18 protein-coding genes and 1 pseudogene are annotated in these 23,214 nt (G+C 53.1%); 10 read left to right on the forward strand and 9 right to left on the reverse strand.

Features of this window, described 5'->3' with window-relative positions; genetic code table 11:
* The first annotated feature begins 211 nt into the window (after nt 1–211).
* The 3 genes from ACTU3N_RS10110 (at nt 212) to ACTU3N_RS10120 (ending at nt 1,723) form a co-directional block, all read left to right on the forward strand.
* Entirely contained in the window at nt 212–1,129 is a 918-nt protein-coding gene (locus tag ACTU3N_RS10110; protein WP_443085995.1) for a hypothetical protein, read from the forward strand.
* Nucleotides 1,130–1,278: 149 nt separating this feature from the next.
* Nucleotides 1,279–1,452: a GhoT/OrtT family toxin gene (locus tag ACTU3N_RS10115; RefSeq protein ID WP_443085996.1), complete on the forward strand. Its 174-nt coding sequence runs from the start codon at nt 1,279–1,281 to the stop codon at nt 1,450–1,452.
* A gap of 97 nt (nt 1,453–1,549) precedes the next feature.
* Complete coding sequence (locus ACTU3N_RS10120; protein WP_443085997.1) at nt 1,550–1,723, forward strand: GhoT/OrtT family toxin; 174 nt, start codon at nt 1,550–1,552, stop codon at nt 1,721–1,723.
* Between the two features lie 44 nt (nt 1,724–1,767).
* Here the strand turns inward: ACTU3N_RS10120 and ACTU3N_RS10125 are convergent, their stop codons facing one another.
* Genes ACTU3N_RS10125 through ACTU3N_RS10135 form a run of 3 tightly spaced genes read right to left on the reverse strand, consistent with a single transcriptional unit; the run spans nt 1,768 to nt 8,304 of the window.
* Complete coding sequence (locus tag ACTU3N_RS10125) at nt 1,768–3,942, reverse strand: virulence factor SrfC family protein (protein ID WP_443085998.1); 2,175 nt, start codon at nt 3,940–3,942, stop codon at nt 1,768–1,770.
* Complete coding sequence (locus ACTU3N_RS10130) at nt 3,939–6,920, reverse strand: virulence factor SrfB (RefSeq protein WP_443085999.1); 2,982 nt, start codon at nt 6,918–6,920, stop codon at nt 3,939–3,941. Before ACTU3N_RS10130 ends, ACTU3N_RS10125 begins: the two co-directional genes overlap by 4 nt.
* A 4-nt stretch (nt 6,921–6,924) precedes the next feature.
* Nucleotides 6,925–8,304 (reverse strand): SrfA family protein, encoded by a 1,380-nt coding sequence (locus ACTU3N_RS10135; RefSeq protein WP_443086000.1) that lies wholly within the window; start codon nt 8,302–8,304, stop codon nt 6,925–6,927.
* Between the two features lie 279 nt (nt 8,305–8,583).
* Here ACTU3N_RS10135 and ACTU3N_RS10140 point away from each other — a divergent pair, with 279 nt between their 5' ends.
* Together ACTU3N_RS10140 and ACTU3N_RS10145 are read left to right on the forward strand one after the other, a co-directional pair.
* A complete protein-coding gene (locus ACTU3N_RS10140; RefSeq protein ID WP_443086001.1) occupies nt 8,584–10,182 on the forward strand; it encodes an ABC transporter substrate-binding protein in 1,599 nt (532 codons plus the stop codon).
* Nucleotides 10,183–10,191: 9 nt separating this feature from the next.
* Nucleotides 10,192–10,425, forward strand: coding sequence for a DUF2526 family protein (locus ACTU3N_RS10145; protein ID WP_443086002.1), 234 nt, complete (start codon nt 10,192–10,194; stop codon nt 10,423–10,425).
* Here ACTU3N_RS10145 and ACTU3N_RS10150 read toward each other — a convergent pair whose 3' ends face one another.
* The gene (locus ACTU3N_RS10150) at nt 10,426–10,875 is read right to left on the reverse strand and encodes a DMT family transporter (protein ID WP_443086003.1); all 450 of its coding nucleotides are present in this window, start codon (nt 10,873–10,875) and stop codon (nt 10,426–10,428) included.
* Nucleotides 10,872–11,390 (reverse strand): GNAT family N-acetyltransferase, encoded by a 519-nt coding sequence (locus tag ACTU3N_RS10155; protein ID WP_443086004.1) that lies wholly within the window; start codon nt 11,388–11,390, stop codon nt 10,872–10,874. Before ACTU3N_RS10155 ends, ACTU3N_RS10150 begins: the two co-directional genes overlap by 4 nt.
* Nucleotides 11,391–11,428: 38 nt before the next feature.
* Here ACTU3N_RS10155 and ACTU3N_RS10160 point away from each other — a divergent pair, with 38 nt between their 5' ends.
* The 4 genes from ACTU3N_RS10160 (at nt 11,429) to ACTU3N_RS10175 (ending at nt 16,151) form a co-directional block, all read left to right on the forward strand.
* Nucleotides 11,429–12,004, forward strand: coding sequence for a helix-turn-helix domain-containing protein (locus ACTU3N_RS10160; protein WP_443086005.1), 576 nt, complete (start codon nt 11,429–11,431; stop codon nt 12,002–12,004).
* A 63-nt stretch (nt 12,005–12,067) separates the two neighbouring features.
* Entirely contained in the window at nt 12,068–13,108 is a 1,041-nt protein-coding gene (locus ACTU3N_RS10165; RefSeq protein ID WP_443086006.1) for an NADP-dependent oxidoreductase, read from the forward strand.
* Nucleotides 13,109–13,367: 259 nt separating this feature from the next.
* Complete coding sequence (locus ACTU3N_RS10170) at nt 13,368–14,024, forward strand: GntR family transcriptional regulator (RefSeq protein ID WP_443086007.1); 657 nt, start codon at nt 13,368–13,370, stop codon at nt 14,022–14,024.
* Nucleotides 14,025–14,216: 192 nt separating this feature from the next.
* On the forward strand, nt 14,217–16,151 hold the full coding sequence (locus ACTU3N_RS10175; RefSeq protein ID WP_443086008.1) for a methyl-accepting chemotaxis protein: 1,935 nt from the start codon (nt 14,217–14,219) through the stop codon (nt 16,149–16,151).
* Between the two features lie 34 nt (nt 16,152–16,185).
* On the opposite strand, the gene pqqU is transcribed toward ACTU3N_RS10175, so the two are convergent.
* The 3 genes and pseudogenes from pqqU to ACTU3N_RS10190 form a co-directional block, all read right to left on the reverse strand.
* On the reverse strand, nt 16,186–18,297 hold the full coding sequence (pqqU, locus tag ACTU3N_RS10180) for a TonB-dependent receptor PqqU (RefSeq protein WP_443086009.1): 2,112 nt from the start codon (nt 18,295–18,297) through the stop codon (nt 16,186–16,188).
* A gap of 158 nt (nt 18,298–18,455) precedes the next feature.
* On the reverse strand, nt 18,456–20,717 hold the full coding sequence (locus tag ACTU3N_RS10185) for an NEL-type E3 ubiquitin ligase domain-containing protein (protein ID WP_443086180.1): 2,262 nt from the start codon (nt 20,715–20,717) through the stop codon (nt 18,456–18,458).
* Nucleotides 20,718–20,873, reverse strand: a pseudogene (locus tag ACTU3N_RS10190) (leucine-rich repeat domain-containing protein); the annotation flags it as partial.
* Between the two features lie 272 nt (nt 20,874–21,145).
* On the opposite strand from ACTU3N_RS10190, the gene yncE reads away from it, so the two are divergent.
* On the forward strand, nt 21,146–22,207 hold the full coding sequence (gene yncE / locus ACTU3N_RS10195; protein WP_443086010.1) for a 7-bladed beta-propeller protein YncE: 1,062 nt from the start codon (nt 21,146–21,148) through the stop codon (nt 22,205–22,207).
* 39 nt (nt 22,208–22,246) lie between these two features.
* On the opposite strand, the gene ACTU3N_RS10200 is transcribed toward yncE, so the two are convergent.
* Entirely contained in the window at nt 22,247–23,206 is a 960-nt protein-coding gene (locus ACTU3N_RS10200; RefSeq protein WP_443086011.1) for a zinc-dependent alcohol dehydrogenase family protein, read from the reverse strand.
* Nucleotides 23,207–23,214: the final 8 nt, after the last annotated feature.

Genomic DNA, 23,214 nt, shown 5'->3' on the forward strand with positions numbered 1-23,214 from the left:
ATGAATATATTTTTAGCAGTATTACCCATTCACTGATTAACATCAATTCAGGCGTGATGCCCGTCATTTTTATGATGCAGGTGACAGTCTGTTTATGTCAGTCATTCTTTGACATTACGCCTGATGGCGAGTGAAGGGCAATTAACCCGGTCAGGAGTGAATATTTTTTCTGGTCATTCATGTTAAATACTGCATTGTTAAGGAATTTATTTTGATTTGCGCTGTTAAACAAAGAATTGATGTGCAGGCTGACACTTTGCAAAGTGCCCTGGGTAAAAAAGCTTATAACTATAGTTTGTCGTATAAGTCATTACATAAACTCGAAAAAATAGTAAACAGCCAATATGATATAAGGACCAATGCCCTGCAATTTATATTTGGCAAGAAAAATACGTTCAAAGGGTTTGATCACAACAATATTTCACGGTTAATCAAAGACCTTCAAGTAATAAAACCTGAGATGTCTAATCCAGCGATGGACAATAAAATAGATGGCTGGATTAATAAGGCTCAGGTTATGCTGGATCATAAAGTCCAGGCGCAGGAAAAAATTAAAAATCTGACCGCTGAAGAAGCCAACTGGCTGGTGATTCATAAAGGTAGCAATGCCTTTATATACAAGCATGAAGACTTTGTTATCAAGAAACAGAAAAACATCAATGAGATTTCTGCACAACATGAAGTCGCCATGTGCAACAAATATAACCACGCCCATGGCCGCGAAGCAGAAGCGTTATATAAACGCAATCTGATTCAAATGCCTTATATCGAAAACAAAGGCGCATTAACCACACACGATATCCAGAAAGCCGTCGTAAAAATGGCTGAGAAAGGATTTTTTATGGCCGATGCCAGGCCATCTAACTTCGTTAAAACAACGAAAGGCGAGGTCGTCCCGGTAGACTTCCGGCTTGTTTATACGAATAGAGATTTAAATAACCTTGATGCGAAAATCCAGAAAGAGATCGTTAACGCTTATGTTAACGTCGGCTATCGCTGCATTCCTGCCGCGCTAAAAGGTGCGTACCGGATGCATATTGCGCAAATCGACAAACATCTGAAGCAGGACAGCCCGTTACGATACGTAAACACGATGCTGACTTCCAGAGCGAGTGTGAAGCATATTTGACCGCCAGCGAGCCAGCCTTGGGGCTGGCTTGTTCGTTTACGGATCAAAAACAGGACTGATCACCCGTAATGGCAGGCGATTTAACTTGATAAATATCAACAAAAATAGCATATTTTGCACGTTTTGTTACTATTGAGTTAATTTCGGTTATGTCGCTTTACCAAAAAATGTTGGCTTTTTACATTATCATGGCGCTGATTTGTGCTCTGATAACCTGGTTTCTCTCCCACGATCGCAAACGCATTCGTTTCCTGAGCGCCTTTCTGGTGGGGTCCACCTGGCCAATGAGCTTTCCTGTCGCGTTACTCTTTTCTCTGTTTTAAGTTTTTTCCGTCACAAAGCGTGACGGCAGAAACAAAAAAGTCCTGCAGAAAATGCAACATAGTGTGCAGATGTTTAGCCTGACGAAGGGAGTCAAAGGTGGAGCTGTACACAAAACTGCTTATTTTTTACCTTGCCATGTCCTGCGTATGCGCGGTGATAACCTGGTTTCTGACCCAGGAAAGCTGGAAAATACGGCTCCTCAGTGCGATTCTGGTTGGCGCAACATGGCCGATTAGCTTTCCGGTTGCGCTGATCTTCACACTTTTGTGAGCATTGCACTAAAAACCCGGCGCACAGGTGGCCGGGTTAGCAGGTTAAGGTAACAGCGCGTTAAGTTTTTTTCGCGCGGCAGGGGAGACATCTTGCGGGTGGTGGTAGCCGATGTTTTCCAGCGCCCGGTTGTAGAGCGCCACCAGCCAGTCATAAACGTAGCGTGTCGCGGCATGAACGGGCTGTTCGCTCAGCTTCGTCAGCCGCGCTTCATTGACCCCCACAGACTCCATCGCGAAAATGGCGCTGCCTTTTTGCACCCGGCTGGCGGGTCTTTCAGCCTCAGGCACCGACGCGTACCCCAGCCAGGCGATAAAGTTACCGATGGCAGCATGTAACTGAGCGGCGCTGGCAGTATCACGCTGCATAATCTGTTGCAGCTGCTGTGATAAGTTAAGTCGATAGCTGCTAAGAATAACAATCTCAGCCACCTGGCGCAGCGCGGCAGGCGAAATCCCTAATCGTGCGGCGTTTTCGTCGTTACGGCTCCACTGGCGCACATGGTTAATCCACAGCGCATGTGCCTGATGACCAATCTCTTTTGTTTCCAGTTGCGGCTCGGCGCTTTCAGTGGTTTCGGCAAACAGATCGATGGCGTCATTAAATAAGCCGCTGACTTTTTCTTCGCGCGGCTGCTGAACCTTCCAGAGCGCATCGAACTGCTGCATCTCCGGCAACAACCCCTCCAACAACTCACCGTGGCGCGACGCATGCCCTTGCAACACGCGCACAAGCGATTCTGCTGCGGCACGCGGCGCGGCGGTTTCACCTGACGGCGCGGCTATCCACGCTTGCAGCAGGTCGCGCAGCGCGTGGTGCTGACGTTCGCGCAACGCAGCAAAACGGGCCTGGCGCAGCGCTGGCGCGGTTGCCTGCGCCAGCCACTCCAGCAGGCGCTGCAGGCTACTGGCATCCAGCGCCTGTAATGTGCCCCAGTGCTGCCCGGGTTTACTGATCAGTTGCTGAATAGCTTCGTCGAGGTTTTGCCCGTGGGTAAAACGCTCGTCCTGCGGCGTAATGGCCCACACCAGGCCGGGCAGCGCCGTTTCCTGGCCGGACTGCGTCTCTTTCACCCAGTTGAGCAGCGCGCGTGCCGTCACGCCGGTGGTTGAACGATCCGGCGTCGCATTACAGATCATCAGTACGTCCGGCTGCATCCGCTGGCGATAACTCTCCAGCAGCCAGCGGCACTTACTGAGCCATAGCGGTTGACCTGCACGCGGCGCTGGAGCAGGGATATCCAGGATATCCACCGATGCCAACTCGCAATGCTCAACAGGCAACACCAGCTCGCGGGTGATCAACGCAAGCGTTGCCAGCGGCAGGCTGACCGCATTATGCAGCAACCCGCCCGCCCAGGGATGAACCACTACTTCCCCGTGAATATCCGTGCTTTCCTGCTCGGCAGGGGTTAAAAAACCCTCTGTCGGCAGCGCAAAATTGTCCACCAGGACACTCAGCGGTGCGGCAAGTTGTGTCGCATTTCCGGTCTGATGCAGGGTATGGGCAAGCGAAAGCCACTGCTGCGTCAGCTCCTGATTCTCACCCCATAGCAGCGACCAGGCGCTGGCGCGCGCGCTCAAATCCAGCTGCGGCAAAAGACCGGCAAACTGATACCACAGCGCATCGTCCATTTGCTGATGCGATGAGGGCACCACTGAACGCCAGAAGCGGGCAATGGCACCAATATCTTCTGCGGAAATACCAGGCACCACGTTCGGTTGGCGCAACTCGCGCCAGCGCGCAACACGGCTTTCGATAACGGTTTTATCGACCGCGCGCAGCCCCGGCTGATGCCAGGCATGGGCGATAAAGATCTGCACCAGCTCTGCTTCACTGATAATGTGCAGACGCAACGGAAAACTGTCATCCAACGCCTGTTCTTGCTGGCTAAAACGCAGCGCCATGCTGGTGAGCGCATGACCTGGGTTGATATGAGTAAAATAATCCAGCGTCTTTTCGCCAGGGCGCACATTCAGCCGCCCGTTGCCGCTGCCGCACAGCGCCGCCAGCAAATGCGCTTTCGCCGCCTGCGCATGGCCGTATAAGCCGACGGTGCAGGGCGAGGCCTGCGCCTCATCCAGCGCAGATTCCTGAGCGCCATAGGTGGACAGGCGCGCCAGCAGCGCATCAGCATCATCATCCAGCAACGGCGAGAGCTTGCGGTTTTCGTTGATCCACGCTGCCAGCGCCTGAGAGGTCTTTAGGCTCGCACTCATTTCAGATACACACTCCCGCTGTCGATCCAGTAATGGCTGCCGCTATGACGGCGATCGGCCAGCGTATTCAGTTTAAAAGTTAACGCATCAGCAGGCACCGGTGTGCCATCCTGCAACCAGGCTTCGCTCAGGATAAAAGATTCCGGCCCTTGCTGTTTGCTGCCGCCGCTTAATTGCAGGCGAACATTCAGCACCCCATCTCCGGCGATGGTTTTCGCCAGCTCCTGGGAGTTAATACTGAGCGTATAGAGCGGCGTTGCCGGCCAGCGGGCGTTCGCCAGTTGCCGAAAACCGAGCGTGATGTTTCCACGCAGCGGGAAATGCAGCCGCGCATCCAGTTTTGCGCCGGGTTTGTCCAGGTCGATATCCGCATACCAGATGTTTTCATCCCGCAGCGTATTGACCACATTATCCAGCACGCCCAGATAACGCACCGTCGAGTACGCGCCAATATCTGCCGCTTTAAAGTTAAAACGTGGCAGGCGCAAATCCAGTGCCAGGCTGCACAGCATCGCGCCGACGGCAGCGGTGGATTTCGGGTTGCCGATTTTGCCCTGCTGACTGAAGGGATACCATTCATGCACGCGATATTTATCCAGCCACACCATGCGGTTCACCGGCACTGGCTGTAAGTGGCGAATTAAAGCCTGCACACCGGGCAGGCAGCCAGGGCGACCGGTAATCAACAGTACATCACAGCAGTAATGGCTGATGGCTTCGCACAGCGCATGGAGCGGGGCGGTGAGGGTAAACTGCCCGGCCAGCATGGCTTCCTGCAATTCACGGAAGTTTATCTGTAAGGGAACCGACAGCACATCAAACTCCGCCGCTCCCGAAGGCAGGGCGTGATCGATGGCCTGCTTAAGATAATTGATAACATTGCGGGTCGGTGGCTGCCTGAGCAACTCGCCAAAAGTCGCATACAGCCCGGCCAGCGGATCGTTGATATCGCTCTCCTCCCAGGCCGCGAGAATAGCATGCCCGACAGGCATAAAGAGCTGCAGGGTCGTTTGCTGGCGCAGCACGGCCTGGGTATCGATGCGCCCGGAGTCTCCGAACAGCGTCGCCATAATAGAGGCCGCATCGGTGATCCCGGCTTTTTGCATATGCGTTTGCAGCGCAGGCAGCACGCAGCGCTGGATCACATCCAGCAAAATGTCGTCGCCCGCGACTTTGAAGCCTTCACGAAACAGCAGTTGCGGGGTAATTTTCACATTACTGCCGGTGCCGTCATCAAGCTGATAATGGGTGATAGCCATATCGGTTGTGCCGCCGCCGATATCAACTGACGCAACGCGTAACGAGCGACCATGTACCGTGCCGGGGGCATCCGGGCGATCCGGGCGGGCGAGGGAGGCAAAAAAGGTTTCCGTCTGCCCGGCGAAGCGGGAGATGGCTTCGTTATACAGCCACACCAGCTGGCCGCAACTGGCTTCGTCCCACTCCATCTGAATGTACGGAACCGGCACCACGCTCTTGTCCTGCTGCTTGCGGTTGGCAAAATCTTCATCCTGCGGATGCCAGCCCATTGCTTTCCACACCAGCGCAATGGCTTCGAACATGCGGCGGCGAAAAATCTCACGCTCCTGCTTCGGCATCGCCGACGGCAGCGTCAGAATGATCGTTCGCAGCTGTCGGGGAGAGGCAGGAAAGCCCAGACGCAGGCGTGTCGCGACGCTGTTGATCTGGCCCAGCGCTTGCGCCAGTAATTCACACAGCATATGCGTCATCAGCGTACTGCGGCTGTATTGCGGCGAGAAGACGGGCAGGCGCTCATCCAGCGGCAGGCTGTAAAGCGGCTGACCTTCGTCATTCATCAGATTCATCAACGGAAACGCCGTCGCCAGCGGTTCGCGCTGCGTTTTACTGTTCATCTGGCTAAAACGCCAGTCCTGCAACACCGGGGTCTCATCCCACAGGTAGCGGCGCGGGCTGGAGATGCCGCTGTTACCCTCGGTACCCAGGCGCTGCATCGCCAGTTTGCGGGCTTCATCGCCCACACGGACAATTGATGGCCAGACGAAAGCATCTTCGCGGCCACTTTCCACGGAGAAATGCTGCTTGCCAAAACGCGCTTCGGAAAACTCAAGACGACTGGTAAACAGCGGCTCATTGAGAAACTGTGGCTCGCTCAGCGAGCGCACCTGTAGCTCAGCGGTCTGGCGCAGGCCATCGTTCGCATCGCCATGATCTTCAATAATTACGCCGCAGGTGTGGGTGTTCCCCACATCCAGGATCAAATCCACCGGGATCGCCGGTGTGCTGAGCGTATGCGTGACAATCTTCACTTCCGGTATCTGTAGCTGACTACCCAGCAGTGTCATCAGGTTCAGCCAGTGCGCCTGATACTCAAACGCGCGCAGTGCCAGGGTGATATCCCGCTCGCTGCGGACTTCGTTTTGCGTAATAAACTGCATAAACGCTTCGCGCAGCCAGCCATCCACCCAGGTTTGATCGAGGAAATCCGCCACTTCCGCATCACGCCAGGCCAGGGCAAAACGCGTGCCGTTAAGGATATCGTTTTGCTGCGGCGCAAGCGTGGCGGGGGAGAGATCGTTGATCTGGCTGTCGAGTGCCAGCGTGACGCGGTGGGTATTCCCGCCGCTGTCCGGCTCGTTCAGTTTGCGGATCTGGACACGCGCCCAGTTATCCGGGCCTTCAACAAAGGTGCGCGGCGGGTTAAAGCGTAAAAAAGGTACCGGCAGCCAGACGCCATCAAGAATGGCCAGCGATGTCTGCAACGTATGTGTGCTTTCCGGTTTCACCACTTCCGGCTGCCCGCCTTCGCGGTTTGGCAGGGTATAGCGCCCGTTTACCAGGTCAAAATCAAGACGCAACAGCGGGCCGTTGGCGGTTTTACGCACAAAACGGCCGCTGTTTGCTGTATCAAGCGGCGTCAGGCCAAAATCGAGAAACTGCACGCCGCTGTTGGCAATCAGCGTCACGCTCTGTTTGTAGTCGCAAAGATTAACCAGCATAGGATCAGTCACCTGTTTTTCTGAACGTTACTGCAACGGTGGTTTTGGCATCAAAACGCGCGCTACAGTCTGCGACATTATTACTGCCTGCTTTACATGTGATTTCCGGCATCGGATAGCGGGTTCCGTCACTACAGCGGGCGTTGCCACGACTCTTGATAAGCAACTCCCCGGTCTGATGTAACCCGGAAAAGAGATCCGCGCGGCAGGTGACATTTTTGCCATGCACAATACGCGCCGTCCCTTTGTTGTTATTAATTTGATAACGCACAGTGGGCGCTTTACCGCTTACCGGGTCTTTGATATCCATCGCCAGGCGCCACTCGCCATTGAGAAAACGCGTCGATCCCAGTTTCACCTGGGTGGCATCCATCACCAGGGCATCTTTTGCTATTGCTGCGATCACGACCGGTTCCGACTCTTCATCCGCCGCTTTTGCCGTGCCGGTGGCGGCGACTTCAGCCGGATGCAGCGGCAGCGTTGTAGCCTGTGCTGGCGCTGCGTTGGCTGGCGGCGGGGCAACGGCAACAGGCTGAGAAGCAGGGGCAGGTGCGGGCGCAACGGCAACAGGAGCGGGCTGTGCAGATTCAGGATCGGTTGACGACTGATGAAGCATCAGCGGGACGCCAATAGCCGCAGCCACCGCCACCGCTACAGGAATTGCCCACAGGCCCACGCGATGGCGCTTTTTCGCCACAGGCGCTGCAACAGCAGGCTCCGCTTCCGCCGTGTAGGCCGCTACTACAGCCGGTGCCGAAGCTGCCGGTTTTACCTCCGGGCGCGGGGCAAGCAGCGGTTCATCCGCATGGGTAAAGGCCGCAGGCGCAACCGGCTCGTTTTCTGGCTCAGGTTCCGGTTCGGGTTCAGGTTCCGGCAACAGCTCAACAACAGGCTCGGCCACCTCTTCATAACGCAGGCAGTCGAGCACGTTTTCTCGAGCGCTCTCATTAAGGTTAACAAAACCCCAGAAGGTGATAACCGGCTTGCCATCCACCAGAAATACGTGGTTTTCACCGGGGAATTGCAGGGCTTTTTCCAGCAGCGAACCGAACAGCTGCTGCGCCGTTTTGGGAGATTGTATGCACTTACGGCTTAGCGCAAAGGCACTGTCCATCGTGCTTTCAAGGTAGCGCAGGGCACGAAAACGCGCCTCATCATCGGCGGCTTTCCACGACACGGCACGCCCGTCTACCGGTGAGTACCAGTCGACGCGATCGCCCTCGTCATTAACCTGGGGTATTGCCAGGCAGTCCACCAGCGCCTGCTGCTTACGCAGACGCAGTGCTTCACGAATTTGCAACGCCGAATCGAAGACGGCCTGACCGCCGCCGCCAACGGCCTGGAAATCATCCAGATCGCCGCTGCGCAAGAGAGTTTTTGCCACGTTTTCATCCCATAGACTTCTTCACGCGTCTACTATACGCAAACTTGCCACCAGTAAAAGGCAGAAGAAAGCGCAAAACCTTTGAATTCTCGAAGCATTGGCAGCGTCGATTCAACTTGACGCCGTAAAAAAGACTTAACAGAAATTACTTTATTAAGAATGGTGGATATTTCAGCAAAAACAACTGCTTTAATATAACCTCTGTCAAATTGGTTATTTGCCACTTTTCTGAAGCTGTGCTGAGATTATCATTCCATATAAAAAGAGAAGGTTTAAATAATGACGACAGGGAAAAAGCTGCTCGCCCTCGTGTTGAGCACACTCTTACCGGCAGGCGCCGCATGGTCGGCATCCAGTGACACCCTGATTTACTGCTCCGAAGCGTCGCCTGAGTCCTTTAACCCGCAAATTGCCAGCTCCGGCCCGACTTTTGTCGCCAGCTCGCAAGTTTTATATAACCGCCTGGTGACGTTCGACCCGGTAAAAAATACGCCGGTTCCGTCTCTCGCCACCGAATGGAAAGTCTCCGATGATGGCAAAACCTGGACGTTCACATTACGCCAGGGCGTAAAGTTTAACAGTAATAAATATTTTAAACCGACGCGCGATTTTAATGCTGACGACGTTATTTTTTCCGTATTACGGCAAAAAGACGCGAACCATCCGTATCATAATGTCTCGCAAGGCACCTACGAATATTTTAATGACGTCGGTCTTGATAAATTAATCAAAGAAGTGAAGAAACTTGACGATTATCACGTTCAGTTTGTACTGAGCGAACCTAACGCGGCGTTTCTCGCCGACTGGGGTATGGACTTTGCTTCTATCCTTTCTGCTGAATATGCTGATGCAATGCTTAAAAAAGGCACGCCGGAATATGTTGATACCTGGCCAATTGGCACCGGGCCTTATGCGTTGCAGCAATATAAAACCGATGCCCAGATCCGTTATCTTGCCAACCCAAATTACTGGGAAGGGTCGGTACCGACTAAGCATCTGATTTTCTCAATTACCCCGGATGTGCAGACTCGCCTGGCGAAATTGCAAACCAACGAGTGCCAGATTATTCCTGCGCCCGCACCGGTGCAATTTGAGCAAATTAAAAAGAATAAAGATCTAACCCTGCACACAGTTGATGCGCTGAACGTCGGTTATCTGGCGTTTAATACTGAGAAAAAGCCGTTTGATAATGTGCTGGTGCGCCAGGCGCTGAACTACGCGACCGACAAAAAAGCTATCGTGAATGCCGTGTTCCTGGGTTCAGCGGAGGTGGCGAAATCTCCGCTGCCGCCGAATATGCTCGGCTTTAATAAAGATCTGCAAGATTACAGCTACGATCCTGAAAAAGCGAAAGCGCTGCTTAAACAGGCCGGGCTGGAAAAAGCGGTCAATGTTACGCTGTGGTCAATGCCAGTGCAGCGGCCTTATAACCCGAACTCTCGCCGCATTGCCGAGATGATCCAGAGCGACTGGGCTAAAGTTGGAGTCAATGCCAAAATCGTATCGTATGAGTGGGGTGAATACCTCTCCGGGATGCGCAAAGGCGAGCACGACGCGGCGCTGTTTGGCTGGATGTCAGATAACGGCGATCCGGACAACTTTGCCGATGTGCTGCTTGGCTGCAACAGCATAAAAACCGGTTCCAATGCCGCACGCTGGTGCGATAAAGAGTATGATGCGCTGGTGCAGCAAGCCAAACTGGTCGCCGATCCTGCGGCGCGCGCCAAACTTTACGGGCAGGCACAAGAGATTTTTTATCAGCAGGCTCCCTGGATTGCGCTGGCAAACGGTAAAACCTTTTACGCGACCCGCAGCAATGTCAGCGGTTATAGCGTCAGCCTGATGGGGAGCGATTTTTCGAAAGCAAAACTTAACTAAGGAGAGGTTATGTCCCACCTGGAAGCTGTTATTGCTCGCGTGGATGCGGCTATTGCAGAGAATGTGATTGCCGGAATGAATGAGTTGCTGATTGAGTTAAGCGATGACACCGCGCTGAGCCGGGAGGAGCGTTATACCCAGCAGCAGCGCCTGCGTTATGCTATTGCTCATCATGACAAGCAGCATAAAGAAGAGATGGAAGCCCGGCGCGACGAGCTCACCAAAGGCGGTACCATTTTGTAGTCAGAACTGGCGTCTGGCCACCAGCCAGGCGCCAATCACCAGCAACACGGCACCACATACCGGGCCGACTAGTGCTTTTAGCGCAATACCCTGGCTTCTCACCACATCCATCACCAGCCCGCCTATCAACTGGCTGGCGACCAGCACCGCAATGGTTGTCGCCGCACCGACATACTGATAACCGCTGATACTGGCGAAAACAAAAAACGATCCCAGCAGACCGGGGATCAGCGTCCACCATTTCACGCTACTATAGAGTTCCTGAAAACCTGCCACACCGTATTTGATAAGCAAAATCGACACGAACAACACAATACCAACCAGTGAATTCAACAGCATGGCGATCAAAATCGTTGAGGCTGACTGCGTGATACGCACCATCAATGTGTTTTGCACCACCAGGCCAATCCCGGCGGCAATAAGGAAGGCGAGGGTGAGCGACTGATTCATGAGATTGCGTCCGGCTCGCTGCGGTTATCCAGCTGAAGCTGCATAAAGGTGAGATCCAGCCAGCGGCCAAATTTGGTGCCGACCTGCGGCATCTGCGCGGTGATAACAAACCCGAGTTTGCCGTGCAGATGAATCGACGCATGATTTTGCGACTCGATCCCCGCAACCATCACATGCTTACCGATACGCCTGGCTTCTTCTATCAGGCGCACCAATAATGCCTGACCCAGCCCTTTGCCCTGATGTTCCGGGTGTACATAGACAGAATGTTCAACCGTGTGGCGAAAACCATCAAATGCACGCCAGTCACCAAACGAAGCGTAACCTGTCACCACGCCGTTCTCCTCGCTGACCAGCACCGGATAACCCAGCAGCGCGCGTGCTTCAAACCACGCGATACGGTTATCAACATCCACGGTTTGATCGTTCCAGATTGCCGCCGTGTTCACCACAGCGTGGTTATAAATAACGGCAATTGCCGCGCAATCTTCTTTCCCGGCATAACGAATGTGCATGGTTGAACCTCAGAGGTTGTTCACTATAGTATTACGTTATGAATACTATCTCAGACAATATAAATCAACGGATCAGTGCGCGTATTCGTATTGAACGGGAATCGCGCGGCTGGTCGCTTAGCGAACTTGCCGAACGCGCCGGTGTCTCGCGGGCGATGATCCATAAAATTGAGCGTGGCGAAAGCAGCCCGACAGCGACGTTGCTGGCGCGGCTTTCCGGCGCGCTGGGCATCAGTATGTCGACGCTTATTGCCCGCGCCGAAATGCCCCAAGGCCGACTGCTGCGCGCTGGTGATCAGCCGGTGTGGCGCGATCCGCAAAGCCATTACCTGCGTCGCCACATCTCACCGCGCAGCGACCTGCCCATTGATCTGGTGCAAGTCGAACTTCCCGCCGGTAGCGATATCCCGATGCCTGCCGCCTCTTACGCGCTGGCGCGCCAGCTTATCTGGCTTCAGGAAGGGGAGCTGACGTTTATCGAAGGTGAAACCCGCCATGAGATGAAAGCCGGTGACTGCCTGGAACTGGGGCCGCCGAACGATTGCCGCTTTATTAATGAATCCACTGCGCCCTGTCGCTATCTGGTTGTGCGCCTTAACCATTCCAGTTCATAATGAAACACGGCTCTCCCATAAACGACTAATATAAAAAGTAAGTTTACTAAAGCACAGGAGAGCATGATGAACCAAGATTCACATCGTAATCGTCGCTGGGTACTGGCTTCCCGCCCGCACGGGGTTCCGGTGGCGGAAAATTTCCGCCTCGAAGAGGATGATATCGCAACGCCAGGCGAAGGCCAGGTGTTGGTGCGTAACGTTTTCTTATCTCTGGACCCGTATATGCGCGGGCGGATGAGCGATGAACCCTCTTATGCACCTCCGGTAAAAATTGATGAAGTGATGTGCGGCGGCACAGTGGGCCGTGTCGTGACCTCTTCGCATCCTGATTTTAGCGAAGGTGACTGGGTGCTGAGCGACAGCGGCTGGCAGGATTACGATATCGCCGCTGGCGATAAGCTGGTGAAACTGGGCGATAACCCGCAACACCCTTCATGGTTCCTCGGTGTCCTCGGTATGCCAGGCTTTACGGCTTATATGGGGCTTTTGGATATTGGTCAGCCGAAAGAAGGAGAGACGCTGGTCGTTGCCGCAGCCACCGGCCCGGTCGGCTCTACCGTGGGTCAGATTGGTAAAATTAAAGGATGCCGCGTTGTTGGCGTCGCGGGCGGCAGTGAAAAATGTCGCCACGCGGAGGATGTGCTTGGTTTTGACGTCTGCCTGGATCATCATGCGGATGATTTTGCTGACCAGCTTGCCGCAGCCTGCCCACAAGGCATTGATATTTATTATGAAAACGTGGGTGGCAAGGTCTTTGATGCCGTCCTGCCGCTACTGAATACATCGGCGCGCGTGCCGGTATGCGGCCTGGTCAGTGGCTATAACGCCACTAATTTACCTGATGGCCCGGATCGGGTTCCTTTGTTAATGGCAACGGTACTGAAAAAAAGAATTCGGTTACAGGGATTTATTATTAACCAGGATTATGGTCACCGCATTCATGAATTCCACCAGGAAATGGGGATGTGGGTAAAAGAGGGAAAAATCCATTACCGTGAGCAATTAGTTGAGGGACTAGAAAATGCACCCCGGGCGTTTATTGGCCTGCTGGAAGGTAAAAATTTCGGCAAAGTTGTCGTTCAACTCGGTTCAAACGATTAATTAATAGATGGCGGTGAAAAACCGCCATCATATATCGTGCAATTTTTAAAAAAACGTCTTTAATTATACATGGATAAGGAACTGACATACCTTATGAAGGCAGTTCCTGGTAGCCGTGCATAATAAATAACCTGTTTTTTTCCTTTTTTTACGCAGTAAACCAATACCAGGCATGTTGCATCATATATCTTCTTCTAATAATGGTAAAAAAGCACACTACCAGGCTGAATATAAAGAAAAATACTTACAGGAAATAGACATGCTTGATTTGGAAAAAGCGCAGCGAACCAGTCTTACCATGCAGGTCGAGGCCAGTCTGAAAAGTGCGCTTATCATTGGTGCGCTAAAGCCCGGCGCACGCTTAATAACGAAAGAGATTGCCGATCAGCTTGGTACAAGTATTACGCCCGTGCGCGAAGCGCTGTTGCGACTGGTTTCCGCAGGCGCGCTGCATGCCACACCTGCACAGGCGTTTCTGGTACCTGAGGTAACGCTGGCGCGCTATAACGAAGTCAATCAAATCCGCAAGAATCTGGAAGGCATGGCAGCCCGCGCAGCCAGCCAGAACATGACCAAAGATAAAATGCGCGAGCTGCGAAGCCTCGCTGATGCTTTCACCGAAGCTTTGAAAACAGGTAATACCGAATTGACACTACAGGCTAATCGGGCGTTTCGTTTCAGCGTTTATCAGCAAGCCGATATGCCAACGCTCAGCGCGCTAATTGAGCAACTGTGGATACAGATTGGGCCATGCTTTAACTATCTGTACCCAATGTCCGACGATTTAATGCGCGGGCATAATTATTCAGATTTATTAGCCGCTCTGGAAGAGGGAGATGGCTTCGCCAGCGAAAGAGCTTTGTGGCGAGCGATTGATGAGGGCGCAAACATCATTCACAAACAATTCCAACGTTAAATTTTAATTCACACCACGAATCAATTAACGCTTCTTACTGATGCTCTCCGGCAAAAATTTGCGAATGGGGAGCATCTGCATCACGTTTTTCACTGCAAAATCACCGGAACGCTGAAATCCCTGCTCGTTGTGCCGATAACCTTTTTAGTGCGCAGTTAGGCGCTAACATTGGTGTTTAGCAAGGAGTCCGGAATGTCATTTAGTCAGCGGTTAAGTAATATAAAAATTAGTAAAAAGCTGTCGGTAGGGTTCGGGTTGGTATTATTTCTGGTTGCTATTGCCACCATCCTTAGTATGTTGCGATTTAAAGAAATCCGCGACGTCTATGAAAAAACAAATCTGATGTACAACATCAATATTGAAGTATTTCAGGCAAAGATAAATCGCCTGAAATATTTCTATGGTGATGATAAGTCAGGCCAGGTGATGTCTAATTATGTGCGACATGCTTCTGAGTTAACGGCCAGCGCCGATAATATGTCCTGGTCAACGAAAGAAAAACAGATAATCAGCGACGTTGCCACCCACCTTAATGAATTTCAAAGCAGTATTGGCGAGATGCAAAAAGCCACTGCCGCGCTTCGTAGCGTGCGCGAGGAGCTCGATACGCTCTCTGCCGTCGATCAGTCGGCACACTATTCAGCACTGGTCCGCACACCTGTGGCTGACCCAGGCGTAATGAGCCAGGTTTATGAACAACTTTTTGCCATCAGCGGCGTGCGTGATGCTGCGCTGGTTGTGCGTTTTAGCCCCACACAGGACGCGCTGGATAAGTTAAACGCCCGCTTCAATGAAACACAGAAAAGCGTTCAGGCACTGGCCGGGCAGTTACCGGGCGAGTTGAGCTCACCGCTACAATCCTTATGGGACGATACGGTGAAATATCAGAAACTGAGTCAGAACTACTCAACTGCCTGGGAAGGGCTTAAGCGTGCCGAAGATAGCGTTAAAGTGGGCGGTGATAAAAGCAGTGCTTCACTTAAAGAGATAATCCAGATTGTTAAAGCGCACAACGATGAACTGGCTTACAGCTCCAGTACCATTGCAGCGATTATTGGCGCAATTGCCATCCTGCTTGGCGTGATTGTCTCCTGGTGGGTCATTCGTCAGATAACCCGGCCAATCGATCGTAACCTGGCGCTGGCCGAGCGCATTGCCAGCGGCGATCTCAGTTCGCAGATCCGTGCTGAAAGTACCGATGAGTTGGGTCAGTTGACCGGTGCGATGGGACGCATGAATGATACCCTGCGCGATATGATTTATGAGGTGCGTAACAGCGTGACCCAGGTCTCCCATGCGGCAACAGAAATCGCCGAAGGCAATACGGATCTCTCCTCGCGCACCGAACAGCAGGCTGCAGCCGTCGTGGAAACTGCCGCCAGCATGGAACAACTGACCGCAACGGTGAAAAACAACGCCGACAACGCCCGTAATGCCAGCAGTCTCGCGGCCCAGGCCTCGCAGACCGCCAGTGAGGGGGGCAGCGTAATGCGCGAAGTGGTCAATACCATGGGTGATATTCACAGTAGCTCGAATAAAATTGCTGATATCACCGCCGTAATTAACAGCATCGCTTTCCAGACGAATATCCTGGCGCTTAACGCCGCCGTGGAAGCGGCCCGCGCAGGGGAACAGGGACGTGGTTTTGCCGTGGTGGCCAGTGAGGTTCGTAGCCTCTCCCAGCGGAGTTCTCAGGCGGCGAAAGATATCGAGCAACTGATAAGCGAATCTGTTTCACGCATCAATATCGGTAGCGAACTGGTGGCAAAAGCGGGTGAAACCATGGGGCAAGTGGTGCAATCCGTCACGCGTGTTAACGATATCATGGGTGAAATTTCTTCGGCGTCTGAAGAGCAGAGCCGGGGAATTGAGCAAATCGCCCGTGCGGTGGGTGAGCTGGACAGCACCACGCAACAGAATGCGTCGCTGGTGAGCGAGTCCTCGGCAGCGGCAGGATCGCTGGAAGAACAGGCGCGCCTGCTCGAAGAGCTGGTGGCAACATTCCGTCTGGATCAAAACGGTGAAGCACCGCGCGTGAAAACGCTCAAGCCAGGGATGAAATCCCCACCGAAAGCGCCACAGGAAACACGAAGTGAAACGGCCGATGAAGGCTGGACAACGTTCTGAGTAAAAGCCCGGTCAGCGATGACCGGGCTTTTTGTTACTCGAACTGCCAGGCGACAGATAACCCTACGCCATAGTTACGACCAGGAGCCGGTTCGTAATAGCGGCCATTGGATTCGTTCACAATCACCGAACCGACATATTCGCGGTCAAATAAATTATCGACCCGGCCAAAAATATCCATCATCCAGCGTCCGTGGGTGAATTTATAACCCGTATTAATACCGGCTACCGTATAAGAGGGTGCTTTGGCACTGTTGGTGTCGTTAGCCATAATATCGCTCATGTAATGCACATCCGCCCCGGCATACCAGCCCTCGTCCGGCACCCAACCGAGGGAAGCGAACCCCATATTGCGCGCAATGCCCGGCATACGGTTACCGTTACATTTGCCGCTATTACAGACTTCGCTGCGATAGGTGGCGTCCAGCCAGGTCCAGGCCATTTTTGCCCGCCAGTTACCGGCAAACTGCTGATCAAAAGAGAGCTCCGCCCCCTGGCGACGGGTCTTCCCGGCGTTTTTATACGAGGTGCGCCCGCCGCTACTGGTATCGGTCACAATTTCGTTATCCGTATCGGTGCGAAACAGCGCCGCGGACAACAAACCATTACCCAAACGCGTTTTGCTGCCAATCTCAACCGTATCATTGGTGGAGGGCTTCAGGGCAAAGTTCAACCCATTTTGCTCGCCCGGGCGATAAGACAGCTCGTTGATGGTCGGTGTTTCAAAACCGCGGCCTGCTGCAATATAAAGATTCCACGCATCCGTTGCGGCGTATCTCAGCGCACCTGCCGGGAGCCACTTGTGATAACTGGCATCACCGCTGTCATCACCATTTTGCGCCGTGATATAGCGATCGTTTGAATCGAACCATACTGAGCTGTAGCGCACACCTGCATCCAGCGACAGCTTGTCTGTCAGCTGCCAGCGCGTTTGCAGGTAGGGATCGACGTTCCACATCAGGTTACGCTCGTTACGACGCAGGTCACCTTTCTGACCATACTCCGGCGTCGTGCCGCTCATCACAAAGTTTTCAAAGCCTTTGCGCTGCTCACTCATATTTTCGTAGTTCAGGCCACCGGTAAAGGTGACCGGCACGCCCAGCTCGCCGCGATGCGTCCAGCGGGTAACGATACCCTGATAGTGACGCGTCAGTTCAATCACGCCACCGGCATGTGTTGCATTGAGCTGAGGTGCACGAGGAATGGACTGAAACTGGGTAGTTTCGCGCTCACCGGCATACATCATCATGCTAACATCATCCTGTTCGCTGAGCTGGCGTTCATAGCGCATACCCGCCTGGGTTTGTTTGATGGTCTTGCGGGTATGAAATGCCTGCGCTCTCGGGGACTGGCGCGGGTTTTCCTTCCATTCGCCATAGGTCAGGCCACCGGGATCGTCGGCCTTAATATCGACGCTGTTAAACAGCAAACTTAACTTGCTCACATCATCGATACGCACACCGAGTCTGGCATTTGCCAGGTTTTTACGCGCGCCGCTACGGTCACGATAGCCGTGAGTAACAAAACGCGTACTCGAGACGGTGTAATCCACATCGCCAGCCTGGGTTCCATCACCAATGGCACCGCTGGCGTTCAGACCATAACGCCAGCTGGCATCGCTGCCATAATAGCTGCTGGCTTCTATCGTCGTCGGCTCGCGCCCGGTTTGTGTTGTGACATTCACCACGCCGCCGGAAGCATTGCCATACAGGGCGGAGAAGGGGCCACGCAGTACGTCGATACTTTCTACACTGTTGAGATCGATATTTGACGTCTGCCCCTGGCCATCCGGCATAGTGGCCGGAATACCATCCACGTACAGGCGAAGTCCGCGCACGCCATAGGTTGAACGCGCGCCAAACCCACGAATGGAGAGTTGCAAATCCTGCGCGTAATTCTGCCTGTTTTGCACCTGTAACCCCGGCACGCTGCCAAGGGATTCTGATAAATTTACCCGTGGTGCCGCATGGCGGATATCCTCTCCCTGAACCACGCTGATTGCTGCAGGTGTATCAAGTTCAGATACAGTTTGTGGTGCAGCGCTGACAATCAGGGTTTCATTAGCCGCCGCGAAAGCCGTGGGCGAAAAAACAGCAGGAAGCAGCAACAACGGTAAACTTTGCCGCGTTGCACAAAAAATATTCATGTTAAGACCGAATTTAATAGACACAGCCTTTAATGTTAGGTCAATGTAAAACATATGAAAACATTAAAAGCACGTTGCACGTTCTGTTATCTACTGCTGTACCGACTATATTACGTAAAGAGGGTCTCTTTCTGCCGGGACAGGTATTTTTATAAGAATTAGCGTTCTTTCACACTGGCAAAAGCAGCTCTTTTTGCCCGATTTATCGCGGCCTTTTCTTTCTCCTTTGCCTCCCAGGCTGCCATTGTAGCGATGGTGACTTCACTGTTAATTTTTCGCTGTAACGAAGCAAAACCGTCCTCATGCTCAATACAGACCTCAAGTTTGGGTGATGCCAAACGATAAAGCTCGCGGTGCGGCGGGATTAGCCCGCTCTGCCTGAGCAAAGCTTTTGCAGGCTCGTTCGGCCAGAACTTTTCGGCGCGCTTTGCCAGTTTGTAGAAATCCGCCGGGCGCGCCAGTTGCAGCCAGCGAAATCCGCCGGCCTGCTCAGCAGACAGCCCCTTAACAATACGCGCGCGCAGTTTTTTTTCGTTAAGCGCTATCTCTGCCAGCAGGGCGCAAAGCCGCGTTGCCGCACCTGAGGACCAGGCTGCGCCAGCGATGGCATAAACAAGTGACTTGTCGCCAGAACCTTTTCCTTGCGGCAATAGCTGGGAAGTGACCTGTTCGCCGCTGAGCTGATGGTGCTCGTACAACAGATAAAGCAACGCAACCCAGGCATCAACAAGTGGCACCATCCCACCCGTTTCGGTAAGCACGGCAAGTTGACTGCTTATACTTTCACCTTTTGCGGTTTCCGCCTGCATGATGCTGGCCGCCAGCGGCGGGCTGATAACCGCGATTGCCGCCAGCTCCCGTACGGCATCCAGCGCGCTTACCGGCGTCCATTCTTCAGAAAGATAGCGGTGGAGCATGACTTCACGGGTGATGGCAATATTCTGGTCGTGAATCATCTGATCCCAGATAGTTTTGCCCACAAACGCTTCAGCATCCGGAATTGTGCTAACGCCAGCGGCGGTGAGTTCTTCTTCCAGACGGCGTGGAAAAAGCTGACAAAATGCGGCCTCGTGCCGGTTTTGTAGCCGTGCAATCAGCTCTGGGTAGAGGCGTTGCAGCGCGCTTTTCCAGGGCGCCCAACCGGGTAACCAGCCAGCAAATTCCCCGTTCTCTTTATTTCTGACTTCAGCCAGGGCGTAATTGATATCCTGCTGCGTGACGCCTGAGTGGTCACAAAAGCGCATCAGCTCAGCGACTGAACTAAGCTGTAACTCCCTGCGTAGCGCAGTTTGATAGGCAAGGTAGACTTCGATTTCATCAACGAAGCGCAGGCTTTTTACCTTTTCGCGCGCAATATGCTCAATTTGTTCCAGACGGAACATTTCCCGCCCGGTGGTGATCAGCGCCGTCAGTTTGCTGTCCCATGCGCCGTTTTCTACCTCACGTACCAGCGCAACTTGCTGCATTGCGTTGAACGCCAGCGTGACGCGATCTTCGCAGCTTGATGTCGATTCCTGAGCCAGAGCAAACGTCTCTTCCCGCAAGATCTCGTCTGTTACCAGTTTACGCAGCCAGGTTGCCACGTACTCGCGAAACGCTGGGTTTTCCTGCGTGTTTTTGGTTTGTGCAAGTCTATCTAAAAACAGGCAAAACGCCTGCGCGTTGGTTTCATTTTCAAATGCAGACCACTGCTCAGGCGGGAGCCAGTCAGCAACCGCCTCACAAAGTGAACGCGCTGCTGGCCGCTGGCGATCGACGGCTAAGGAGAAAAGGATTTGCGGCCCACGATAATGACGATCGTTGGCGATGCTAAATAGCTCGCGTAACGTGCGTTCAGAAAGGGGGTTTCCTTCAGCATTCACATGGGCTTGCGGCGGCAAATCCATAATGGACGGAGGGAAGGTGGCGAGTAAATTATCCCGCACATCCAGATACTGTAATGCACACGGTAGCTGCTCCGGCAGGTACATAAGCATATTGTCGGCCACACGCAGATCGCGCAGTGATGCCGGCAAGTTATCAGGCAGACAAATAAGCTGATTATCGTTGAGATCCAGCCGGGTCAGGGTTGAGGGCAGGTTATCAGGTAATGCCTGTAAAAAGTTATTATAAAGATTCATGTTCATTAAACCTTCAGGCATTCTTTCCGGCAGGGAAGCCAGCAAATTGCAGCTGACGCTCAGCCAGGTGAGGTTTTCCGGCAGCGTCCCGGGTAACTCGATCAGATTATTATCAGAAATACTCAGCGATGAGAGAGTGGCAGGCAGGTTTGCAGGCAAAACCGCAAGTTCGTTCTCGTAGGCATTCAACACTTCAATATGGTCAGGCAACACTTCGGGAAGCGAGCTAAGATTCAGCCGGGATAAATCTAAGGTAAGGGATTTTCGCGCAAGACAGTCGCACAGCGCCGCAACCGCCATCTCGCGCTGCTCAGCACGGCCCTGCGGTGCTTGTTTTTCCCATGTTGACCAGATGGCATAGTACGCGTCTGGATCTGGCGGTGCACTGGGTGCAGGGCAAGCGCTTATCCTGGAGCTCCCTGAACATGACGATGTGCTTTGATTGACTGATAGCATATTTTATCTCTCCTGCATGAAATGCCTGCCTCTGATTTAGCAGATAACCCGCGAAAAAATGAATAAAAAACGCTCATATACACCTCCTGATCCCCCTAAAAATGGCTCCCTTGCGAGCCGGATTCCAGTTCCAGGTTATCAGGTGCATTTTTTTCTCTACTTTCCAGTGTTTAATGATTACTATTCTCACCTACAACAATAAGCGAAGCGTATTTTTCGCGCACTGGATGCTTGTGACAACGTAACATTATTGTTCATCAAAGGGAGTCGTCATGTCTTTACGTCATATTTTCACACCGCGCCTGCGTGGTTCTTTATTACTCGGGTCATTGCTGCTGGCAGGCTCATTCAGCACACATGCCGCCGAAGAGATGCTGCGCAAAGCGGTGGGTAAAGGTGCCTATGAAATGGCCTTCAGCCAGCAGGAAAATGCGCTTTGGCTGGCCACTTCACAGAGCCGCAAAATGGACAAAGGCGGCGTGGTATATCGCCTGGATCCCGTTACGCTTGAAATCACTCAGGCCATACATAGCGATCTTAAACCGTTTGGCGCGACCATTAACGCCCGCACGCAAACGCTGTGGTTTGGCAATACTACCGATGGTGCCGTGACGGCAGTCGATGCGGCAACCGGCAATATTAAAGGGCGCGTGGTGCTGGATGCGAGAAAACGTTCTGAAACAGTGCATCCGCTGCAGCCGCGCGAACTGGTAGTCGATGAAAGCACCAATACCGTGTATATCACCGGGGTCGGTAAAGAGAGCGTAATTTGGGTTGTTGATGGCTCCACATTGCAACTGAAAACCACCATTGTTAACACCGGTAAATTTAGCACCGGTCTGACGGTGGATGCTGCAGCTAAGCGTCTGTATGTAACCAATGCTGAGGGCGAACTGCTGACAATTGATACCCGCAATCATGCCATTATCACGCGTAAGAAACTACAGGATGATGGCAAAGAGCATTTTTACCTGAATATCAGTCTGGACGCCGCAGGTAACCGGGCATTCATTACCGATAGCAAACAGCCGGAAGTATTGGTCGTGGATATTCGCAGCGGCAAGGTGCTGCAGAATATCCCGGCTCCGGAATCGCTGGCGGTGTTATTCAACCCCGCACGCAATGAAGCCTATGTTACGCATCGTCAGGCCGGGAAAGTCAGTGTGATTGATGGCAAAAACTATAAAGTGGTGAAAACCTTCGAAACACCTGTTCATCCGAATAGCCTTGCGCTCTCACCGGATGGCAACACCCTGTATATCAGCGTGAAACAGGCTTCCAGCCGGGAAAAAGAAGCCACACAACCGGATGATGTCATCCGCATTGCGTTGTAATACTCACGAGCCGGGCAAGCGGCGCTTCGCCCGGCGTTGTCAGACTCGCCAGCACTGACTGAACGTCAGCATCGGTTTCGACGTTCTTCCTGCGCTGTAATAGAAGTCCAGCGCTTTTCGCCACGCGTGCAGGGGAAAGTACGTTGTATCACTGACGTAACTTTTCCGTAGCGTTGGACAGAGCTCAGAGAAGGTTTGTTGCCAGTCTGTATCAGATAACCCGGCCAGGTAGTTGCGGATATGAAACCAGTGGATTGTCGGTGTTTTCCTGGAAATAGCAAAAGGTTGCCCGCTCAGCAACCCATAGCTGACAAACTGTGCGTTGTCCGGCATAGCATCCAGCAGGGTATCCGCCAGCACACCGCCGACCGCATCATAAACAATGCAGCCACGGTTCGCGCATGCTCGCAAGGTATCGGTATCCTTTTCGCTGACGGGTGTGATACCCAGCGCAACCAACCGCTGTGCGTGAATAGCCGATCGGTAAACTCCGGTAACGTTTTTTGCTCCCTGTAGCCATGCCCACTGTCCGAGATGCATTGCGCAAGCCGTTCCGGCTGCGGTAACAATCACCTCTTTCCCGGCGCAGGGATAATGTTTAAGCATCAGCTGTGCGGCATGTGGGTTGATCCAGGCTCTGGCGGCCAGTGCGTCATCAATATCATCCGGCACGGGAATGGCAAGCGAGGCGAGGCAATCAACGATGCGTTGCCAGGTTCCGCTACTTCGCAGTGGTAGTACACGCTGGCCAATAAGATGAGAAAAAGAGGGTGTTGCCTCAATCACGCGTCCCATACCTTCATAACCCGCAACAGCAGGCAGCGCGATGCGGTGGCGGTATGCGCCGGTAATCGGGATAAGATCGGATGCATTGACCGGAGCAAGCAACATTTCAACCCGGAGGTAACCCTCTGTCAGCGCGCCGGGCTGCGTGGTTACCCGCTGCAATACCGATAGCGGTTCTCCAAAATTTTTATAAATTAACGCCGTGTTATACATTATTCATT

This window comes from Vagococcus sp. WN89Y (assembly GCF_052220145.1).
GTDB lineage: Bacteria > Pseudomonadota > Gammaproteobacteria > Enterobacterales > Enterobacteriaceae > Kosakonia.

Bases quoted from the DNA above. Each gene is read 5' to 3' on its own strand.
- yncE (WP_443086010.1), top strand. From the start codon at position 21,146: ATGTCTTTACGTCATATTTTCACACCGCGCCTGCGTGGTTCTTTATTA.
- ACTU3N_RS10145 (WP_443086002.1), top strand. From the start codon at position 10,192: ATGTCCCACCTGGAAGCTGTTATTGCTCGCGTGGATGCGGCTATTGCA.
- ACTU3N_RS10150 (WP_443086003.1), bottom strand. From the start codon at position 10,875: ATGAATCAGTCGCTCACCCTCGCCTTCCTTATTGCCGCCGGGATTGGC.
- ACTU3N_RS10155 (WP_443086004.1), bottom strand. From the start codon at position 11,390: ATGCACATTCGTTATGCCGGGAAAGAAGATTGCGCGGCAATTGCCGTT.
- ACTU3N_RS10185 (WP_443086180.1), bottom strand. From the start codon at position 20,717: ATGGCGGTTGCGGCGCTGTGCGACTGTCTTGCGCGAAAATCCCTTACC.
- ACTU3N_RS10175 (WP_443086008.1), top strand. From the start codon at position 14,217: ATGTCATTTAGTCAGCGGTTAAGTAATATAAAAATTAGTAAAAAGCTG.
- ACTU3N_RS10170 (WP_443086007.1), top strand. From the start codon at position 13,368: ATGCTTGATTTGGAAAAAGCGCAGCGAACCAGTCTTACCATGCAGGTC.
- ACTU3N_RS10160 (WP_443086005.1), top strand. From the start codon at position 11,429: ATGAATACTATCTCAGACAATATAAATCAACGGATCAGTGCGCGTATT.
- ACTU3N_RS10125 (WP_443085998.1), bottom strand. From the start codon at position 3,942: ATGAGTGCGAGCCTAAAGACCTCTCAGGCGCTGGCAGCGTGGATCAAC.
- ACTU3N_RS10115 (WP_443085996.1), top strand. From the start codon at position 1,279: ATGTCGCTTTACCAAAAAATGTTGGCTTTTTACATTATCATGGCGCTG.
- ACTU3N_RS10200 (WP_443086011.1), bottom strand. From the start codon at position 23,206: ATGTATAACACGGCGTTAATTTATAAAAATTTTGGAGAACCGCTATCG.
- ACTU3N_RS10130 (WP_443085999.1), bottom strand. From the start codon at position 6,920: ATGCTGGTTAATCTTTGCGACTACAAACAGAGCGTGACGCTGATTGCC.
- ACTU3N_RS10165 (WP_443086006.1), top strand. From the start codon at position 12,068: ATGATGAACCAAGATTCACATCGTAATCGTCGCTGGGTACTGGCTTCC.
- ACTU3N_RS10140 (WP_443086001.1), top strand. From the start codon at position 8,584: ATGACGACAGGGAAAAAGCTGCTCGCCCTCGTGTTGAGCACACTCTTA.
- pqqU (WP_443086009.1), bottom strand. From the start codon at position 18,297: ATGAATATTTTTTGTGCAACGCGGCAAAGTTTACCGTTGTTGCTGCTT.